At 40.1% G+C, this 379-nt stretch carries 1 protein-coding gene; it reads right to left on the bottom strand.

Going from position 1 to position 379, the window contains the following annotated elements:
* Positions 1–379, bottom strand: a 379-nt coding sequence (locus tag HC752_RS24470) for a transposase (protein WP_190337760.1), incomplete at both ends; no start/stop codon positions are given.

Raw genomic sequence — 379 nt, 5'->3', positions numbered from 1 at the left:
TCTTTCTTTTCTTGGGTAAAATGAGTCGCTTACCACTTTCTCTTAGGTTCTGTAGTTTCTTTGGTACAGTTCCTGAGGTTCGTCCTGAACACCACAAAAACTCATCTTGAATCAGCCTTAACGCATTGATAAAGCTGATCCTTAATGGCTCAACAGCATGTTGCTCTGCCATCCTTTTCATTTCTAATCGGACAAGGTTGTAAGATATTAATATTCCCCAGAGTTCTTGGTATACCCCTTCAACTTTTTGACTTCTTAAAATAGCTTGATTGTTCAGTTGCCTCTGCTTTAATTCGCCGTAACCTTGCTCTATTTCCCATCGCTCCCAGTAAACTTCAACGATGTCTTTAATCGGGTACTTTTCTGGGCACTCTAATGA

Source organism: Vibrio sp. S9_S30 (genome assembly GCF_014694455.1).
In the GTDB taxonomy this organism is placed as follows: Bacteria; Pseudomonadota; Gammaproteobacteria; order Enterobacterales; family Vibrionaceae; genus Vibrio.
This window is presented reverse-complemented; position numbering and strand designations above follow the sequence as displayed.